Genomic DNA, 7,254 nt, shown 5'->3' on the forward strand with positions numbered 1-7,254 from the left:
TGCGCCATGACCATGTTCGCCCGCGATCTTTCCGTCGCGCACTACCGCAGCTTCGATAGCTATCACCTTGCCCTGGACGAGGGCGTGACGATACTTGCGGGACCCAACGCGGCGGGAAAGACCAATCTCATAGAGGCGCTGCAGCTGCTGACGAGCGGCGCCTCGTTTAGGCATCCGACCGCAGCCGAGCTCGTCCATGACGGCGTGGGCTCGTGCAAGATCGAGCTGAGGCTCGAGGGCGACGGCCGCGTGCTTGATATGGGATTGAGCGCGGAGGACGGTAAGCGCTCGTTTAGCCGCAACGGCAAGAGATGCTCTGCCGCCGGTGTGCGCGGGGTTCTTCCGAGCGTGCTGTTTTGCCCCGACCATCTGGACATGGTTAAGCGTGGCGCCAGTGTGCGCCGCGCCGCCCTCGATGACTTTGGCATGCAACTGAGCGCACGCTATGCCGATCTTGCGAGCACCTATGGGCGCTGCGTGACCCAGCGTAACGCCTTGCTCAAGGAGACCTGGTGCTGCCGCGAGATGCTCGGCGCGTGGAACGATTCGATTGCCCGCGCGGGCTCGGCCCTGCTCGTGCACCGGTTGGCTCTGCTCGACCGGCTGGCGGGCCATGTGCACACTGCCTACGGGCAAGTAGCGTCAGGTGAGGCCGCCAACGTGACCTATGCGTCCACGCTGGGGGCTTTGCCCCAGGTCGAGGATCGCGAAGAGCTGAAGGGTTGGGCGTACGAGCGCATGCTGGCCGCCCTTGACGAGCATGCCGACGAGGAAATTCGCCGCGGCGTGACGTTGGTGGGACCGCATCGCGACGAGATTGAGTTTACCGTGGCGGGTCGCTCCGCCCGTTCATTTGCCAGCCAAGGACAGCAGCGCACGCTGGTGCTGTCCTGGAAGGTGGCCGAGGTTGCCGTGGCTCGCGATGTCCTGGGCACCGCCCCACTGCTGCTTTTGGACGACGTGATGAGCGAGCTCGACGGCGAGCGTCGCGGCGCTTTCCTGCGGCTGATTGGCGATGATATCCAGACGGTCATAACTACGACCAACCTGGGGTACTTTACCGATGACCTGCTTGATCGAGCCAAGGTGGTGAGCATGGGTGAGACGTGCTAATTACGAGCGCGAGAGCGAGACAGTCGCCTTCAGCGGGTTTTTGAACGCAGAGCGCCAGCGCATCCTGGCGGCTGCAACGCCTAAGCGCCGTGCGCAGATGGAGGCCGCCGAGGAGTCGCGCACGGTCTATCGCGCATGGAACGCGGTGTGCTCGGGCACGCGCGAGGGGCGGCATGTGACGGGACTGCGCTACCTGCCCGAGTCCAATGAGCTGCTGGTGTATCTCGACTCGCCCTCGTGGACGCAGGAAATGACGCTGTTGCGCGAGATCATCCGCGCGCGCATGGAGCGCGCCGGTGCGCATGTGGACGGCCTGGTGTTCAAAACCACCGCGCCCGGTCACACGCCGCCCGCCGCCAAGGAGCGCCTGCGCCCGGCGACGACCGAGCGCCCGCCGGCCCCGCACGCCGACCTAAGTGAGGCCGAGTGCACCGAGATCGAGCGCCAGGTGGCGCCCATCGAAGACCAAAAACTGCGCGAGGCCCTCGAGAATGCCATGAGAGCCAGTGCCGAGTGGGCCAAGGGCGTGCAAAGCAAAAAAGAGCCTTAAATCGCATCTGGTGGCCTTGTAGAGCCAAATACCCTCGGTCCCGAGGGTATTTTTTTACGATAAACTAGTAAGGCTGTACACATTTTCTTGACTGAAGGAGGACGTGTGGCAAACGAAAACGATTACGATGGCGGCGAGATTAAGATTCTCGAAGGTCTCGAGGCCGTTCGTAAGCGCCCGGGCATGTATATCGGCTCGACGAGCGCCAGCGGTCTGCATCACCTGGTGTGGGAGATCGTTGACAACTCCGTCGACGAGGCCATGGCCGGTTTCTGCACCGAGATCCAGGTGACGGTCCACGCCGACAACTCCATCACGGTCGTCGACAACGGGCGCGGCATCCCCGTCGACGAGCACCCTGTTAAAAAGATCCCGACGCTCGAGGTCGTTATGACGATCTTGCACGCCGGCGGTAAGTTCGATAACTCGGCCTATAAGGTCTCGGGCGGCCTGCACGGCGTAGGCATCTCCGTCGTCAACGCACTGTCCAAGCGCGTGGTCGTTCAGGTTCGTCGCGATGGCAACACCTACGAGATGGAGTTCTCGCGCGGCAAGACCGTCAAGAAGATGGAGGTCGTGGGCACCTCGGATTCGACGGGTACCACCGTCACCTTCTGGCCCGACGACGAGATCTTCGAGACCTGCATCTACGATTTCGATACGCTGCACAACCGTCTGCAGGAGACGGCGTTCCTCAATAAGAACCTCAAAATCGTGCTGACCGACGAGCGCGAGGAGACTCCCCACGTGGAGGAGTTTTGCTACGAGGGCGGCATCATCGACTTCGTCAAGTTCCTCAACGAGGGCAAGGACGTCCCTGAGGCCTTTAAGGAGCCCATCTACATCGAGGGCAAATCGGACCCGGACGCGCCTGTGGCCAAGATGGGCGAGGTCGAGGTTTCCCTGCAGTGGAATAGCGGCTACGGCGAGAACGTCATGTCGTTTGCCAACGACATCTACACTCCCGAGGGCGGCATGCACCTTGAGGGCTTCCGCACCGCGCTCACCCGCGTGATCAACGACTACGCGCGCAAACAGAACCTGCTCAAGGAAAAAGACGCCAACCTGACCGGCGACGATGTGCGCGAGGGCCTTTCGGCCGTTATCTCGGTCAAGCTGCCCGATCCGCAGTTTGAGGGCCAGACCAAGGCCAAGCTCGGTAGCTCCTATATGCGCGCGCTGACGCTCAAGATCGTGACCGACGGCCTCGCCGATTACTTGGAGGAGCATCCCAAGCCCGCCCGCGAGATCGTCAAGAAGGCGCAACAGGCCTGCAAGGCGCGCAACGCCGCCCGCAAGGCGCGCGAGGCGACCCGCCGCAAGAGCCTGCTCGAGACGGCGTCCCTGCCCGGTAAGCTCGCTGACTGCTCGGTGCGCGATGCCGAGCTGACCGAGCTCTTCATCGTAGAGGGCGACTCGGCAGGCGGTTCGGCCAAGGACGGCCGTCGCCGAGACATCCAGGCGATTCTGCCCCTGCGCGGCAAGATTTTGAACGTCGAGCGCGTGGGCGATCATCGTGCGTTCTCGAGCGACACCATCCAGTCCCTCATCACCGCGATCGGCTGCGGCGTCACGACGAGCGCCGGCGACGGCGGCGACTTTGATATCACCAAGGCCCGCTACCACAAGATCATCATCATGACCGATGCAGATGTCGACGGTGCGCATATCCGCATTCTGCTGCTGACGTTCTTCTACAAGTACATGCGCCCGCTGATTGACGCCGGCTACGTGTACGTCGCGTGCCCGCCCATCTTTGGCATTAAGGTGCGCAACAAGATCCACTACGTGTATCCCAACGGCCGCCAGCCCGAAGACGAGATCCTGCGCGACACCATCCAGAGTCTGGGCCTGAACCCCGACGACAACGACGAGGACGGCAAGGCCAAGGACGGCAAGATCACCAAGAAGCGCAAGGGCTACACCGTCCAGCGCTACAAGGGCCTGGGCGAGATGGACCCCAAGCAGCTTGCCTCGACGACGATGGACCCCAAGACCCGCATTCTGCAGCGTGTGTCGATCGAGGACGCCGTGGTGGCGGACCGCGCCGTGCGCGAGCTGATGGGTTCCGAGGTCGGCTATCGCCGCGAATATATCGAGAAGCACGCCCACGACGCGCGTTTCCTTGACGCCTAGCTTTCCCAGGCACCCCATCTTGCCCTTCAGGATTTCGGGCGCCGCACGCAAGGCGTGCGCCCTCATCCTTCAGGGCAACCTGGGGCACCTGGAAAACCTAGGAGGATTATCCGGCATTCCCGGTAATCCGTCTCCGTGGTAGGGAACTAATGGACCACGCAAACCATGAGGAGGTAACGTGGCAGACGATATCAACAATAACGAGGGTATGGACGAGGCCGGCGACGCCGGCATGCCCGATGATCTGAAGCGCCTGCTTGCCCGTGCTGAGCAGGGCGAGGACGGCGATCCGGACGCCTATAACCCCGATGCCGATGATGAGGAAGAGGACGACGACGCCGAGCTCGAGGAGAGCTTTGGCGAAGTCGACCGTGGCGCCTCGGCCGGCGAGGATATCAACGGCGGTCAGCTCCAGATTTCGGAGTTCGGCCGCGAGATGAAGCAGTCGTTCATCGAGTACTCGATGTCGGTCATCACGGCGCGCGCCCTGCCGGACGTGCGCGATGGCTTAAAGCCGGTGCACCGTCGCATCCTGTACGCCATGAACGAGAGCGGCATCTACCCCAACCGTCCGCACAAGAAGTCCGCTTGGACGGTCGGCGAAGTTATCGGTAAGTACCATCCGCACGGTGACTTCGCGGTCTACGAGGCCATGGTCCGCCTGGCGCAGTGGTTCTCCATGCGCACGCCGCTCATCGACGGTCACGGCAACTTTGGCAACATCGATGGCGACGGCGCCGCCGCCATGCGTTACACCGAGAGCCGCCTGGCAAAGCCCGCCATGGAGCTGCTGCGCGACCTGCAGAAGGATACCGTCGACTGGCAGCCCAACTACGATGAGTCGCTCGCCGAGCCCCAGGCGCTGCCCGCGCGCTTCCCCAACCTGCTGGTCAACGGCAGCCAGGGCATCGCCGTCGGCATGGCCACCAACATCGCCCCGCATAACCTCACCGAGGCGATCGAGGCCACCTGCTACCTGATCGACAACCCCGAGGCCACCGTCGACGAGCTCATGCAGATCATGCCCGGTCCGGACTTCCCCACCGGCGCCATCATCATGGGCAGCGCCGGCATTAAGCAGAGCTACGAGACCGGCCGCGGCTCCATTACCGTGCGTGCCAAGGCGCACGTGGAGTCCACCAAGACCGGTCGCAGCCGCTTGGTCTTTACCGAGATTCCCTACATGGTCAACAAGGGCACCCTGCAGGAGAAGATCGCCCAGCTCGTCAACGATAAGCGCATCGAGGGCATCTCGGATATGCGCGATGAGTCCAACCAGAAGGGTATCCGTCTGGTCATCGAGCTCAAGAAGGGCGTCATTCCGCAAGTCGTGCTCAACAATCTGTATAAGTACACCTCGCTGCAGACGACCTTTGGCGCCAACAACCTGGCACTTGTCAACGGCGTTCCCAAATGCCTGAGCCTGCGCGAGATGCTGCAGCACTACATCGACCACCAGGTCGACGTCGTCACCCGCCGCACCCGCTTCGACCTTAAAAAGGCCCAGGCGCGTGCCCATATCCTCGAGGGCTACCTGATGGCTCTCGACCATATCGACGAGGTCATCAGCATCATCCGCTCCTCGCAGACCGATTCTGAGGCCAGCAGCCGCCTGATCGAGCGCTTTGGCTTTACGCCCGAGCAGACCACGGCCATCCTCGAGATGAAGCTGCGCCGCCTGACCGGCCTGGAGCGCGACAAGATTCAGGAGGAGCTGGACGGCTTGCGTCGCGCCATCGCCTACTACGAGGACCTGCTGGCGCACGAGGAGAAGATCCTGGGCGTCATCAAGGAAGAGATGCGCGAGATCTCCAAGAAGTTCGGCGACAAGCGCCGCACCGAGATCAGCCATGTGGAGAAGGACCTGGACGTCGAAGACCTGATTGCCGACGAGGACATGGTCGTGACCATCACCCATACCGGCTATGTCAAGCGCATCCCGGTGGCCGCCTACCGCGCCCAGAAGCGCGGCGGCAAGGGTGTGTCGGGCGTCAACCTCAAAGAGGACGACGTTATCGACGAGATGTTTATCGCGTCCACGCACGAGTACGTGCTGTTCTTCTCGAGCAAGGGCAAGGTCTATCGCCTGAAGGTGCACGAGCTGCCGGTGGGTACGCGCCAGGCGCGCGGCACCGCGATCGTCAACCTGTTGCCTTTCGAGGAGGGCGAGAAGATTGCGAGTGTCATCAGCTGCCGCGAGTTCCCCGCCGACGAGTATCTGATGTTTGCCACCAAGAGCGGCATGGTCAAGAAGACCGTGATGAGCGCCTACGACCGTAGCCGCCGTGATGGCCTGATCGCCATCAACCTGAGGGACGACGACGCGCTGCTCGCTGTACGCCGCGTGCGTGAGGGTGACAAGATCATAATGGCAACCACCGCGGGCAAGGCGATTATGTTCCCCGAGGACCAGGTGCGCGCCACCGGTCGCGATACCAGCGGCGTCCGCGGTATCGGCATGAAGGAAGGCGTGAGCGTTTTGGGTATGGAGGTTACCAACGGCAATGGTGACCTGTTTGTCATTACCGAGCGCGGCTACGGCAAGCGCACGCCGGTTGCGGACTACCCGGAGCAGAACCGCGGCGGCCAGGGCGTCTACACCATCCAGATGACCGAACGCAAGGGTAACCTCGCAGCCATGAAGACGGTGGGCCCGCAGCATGAGCTGTTCATCGTGACGGAGGGCGCGACGGTCATTCGCGTCAAGACCGACGAGATCAGCCAAACCGGTCGCGCCACCCAGGGCGTCAAGATGATGACCGTCGACGACAACGACCGCGTATGCGCCGTCGCCCGCATGACGGCCGCCAAGGAGAAGCCCGAAGGCGAGGACGTCGAGGGTGAGGGCGTAGCCGATGCCGAAAAAGCCCCCGTCGACCTAGGCGACGGAAACGAAGTGCCGCAGGATCTCCTAGACGAGTAAGTAGCCCTCTCTGGTAAAACCATCAGACCCCATATATCGGCGGTCGGCGCACTGCGCGCCGACCGCTTTTTGTCAATCTTGGAACCTGTGTCTGGAGGGCGGGCGAGATGGGTTAGGTTTGTCGCGAGTTCCGCACGCAAAGAAGGCCACTTAATGTGGCCTTCGTCTTGCGCAGGACTGCCCGAGCAGCAAACCTAACCCATCTCGCCCGCCCTCCAGACACGCCCCAAAGATTTTCAAAAAAGTTGTTGACGCGCGCGTAACGACTCGTCTAATATATCCCTTGCGCGATGGACCTGTAGCTCAGTTGGTTAGAGCGTCCGGCTGATAACCGGGAGGTCACAAGTTCGAATCTTGTCAGGTCCACCACTTTCTTTCGCAATAAACACCCCAGCGAGAGCCGAGTCGCCGCTGGGGTGTTTATTACTGTCTCCGTGGGGGTTTAGCTCAGCTGGGAGAGCGCGGGCTTTGCAAGCCTGAGGTCAGGGGTTCGATCCCCCTAACCTCCACCATGATGGACCTGTAGCTCAGT

General features: G+C 62.2%; 4 protein-coding genes and 2 tRNA genes. All 6 read left to right on the plus strand.

Annotated features, from left to right (window positions below):
• Positions 1-6: 6 nt before the first annotated feature.
• A complete protein-coding gene (locus DWY03_RS06735; protein ID WP_117584031.1) occupies positions 7-1,113 on the plus strand; it encodes a DNA replication/repair protein RecF in 1,107 nt (368 codons plus the stop codon).
• On the plus strand, positions 1,100-1,663 hold the full coding sequence (locus DWY03_RS06740; protein ID WP_117584032.1) for a DciA family protein: 564 nt from the start codon (positions 1,100-1,102) through the stop codon (positions 1,661-1,663). The genes DWY03_RS06735 and DWY03_RS06740 overlap by 14 nt, the downstream gene beginning before the upstream one ends.
• A gap of 105 nt (positions 1,664-1,768) precedes the next feature.
• Positions 1,769-3,799, plus strand: coding sequence for a DNA topoisomerase (ATP-hydrolyzing) subunit B (gyrB, locus tag DWY03_RS06745; protein ID WP_117584033.1), 2,031 nt, complete (start codon positions 1,769-1,771; stop codon positions 3,797-3,799).
• 208 nt (positions 3,800-4,007) lie between these two features.
• Complete coding sequence (gene gyrA, locus DWY03_RS06750; RefSeq protein WP_117820676.1) at positions 4,008-6,722, plus strand: DNA gyrase subunit A; 2,715 nt, start codon at positions 4,008-4,010, stop codon at positions 6,720-6,722.
• 292 nt (positions 6,723-7,014) lie between these two features.
• Positions 7,015-7,091 (plus strand) — tRNA-Ile (locus DWY03_RS06755).
• Positions 7,092-7,158: 67 nt separating this feature from the next.
• Positions 7,159-7,234: transfer RNA gene (locus DWY03_RS06760), tRNA-Ala, on the plus strand.
• The last annotated feature ends 20 nt before the right edge of the window (positions 7,235-7,254 follow it).

This window comes from Collinsella sp. AF23-2, from assembly GCF_003459245.1.
Classification (GTDB): domain Bacteria; phylum Actinomycetota; class Coriobacteriia; order Coriobacteriales; family Coriobacteriaceae; genus Collinsella.

Bases quoted from the DNA above. Each gene is read 5' to 3' on its own strand.
- DWY03_RS06735 (WP_117584031.1), top strand. From the start codon at position 7: ATGACCATGTTCGCCCGCGATCTTTCCGTCGCGCACTACCGCAGCTTC.
- gyrA (WP_117820676.1), top strand. From the start codon at position 4,008: ATGGACGAGGCCGGCGACGCCGGCATGCCCGATGATCTGAAGCGCCTG.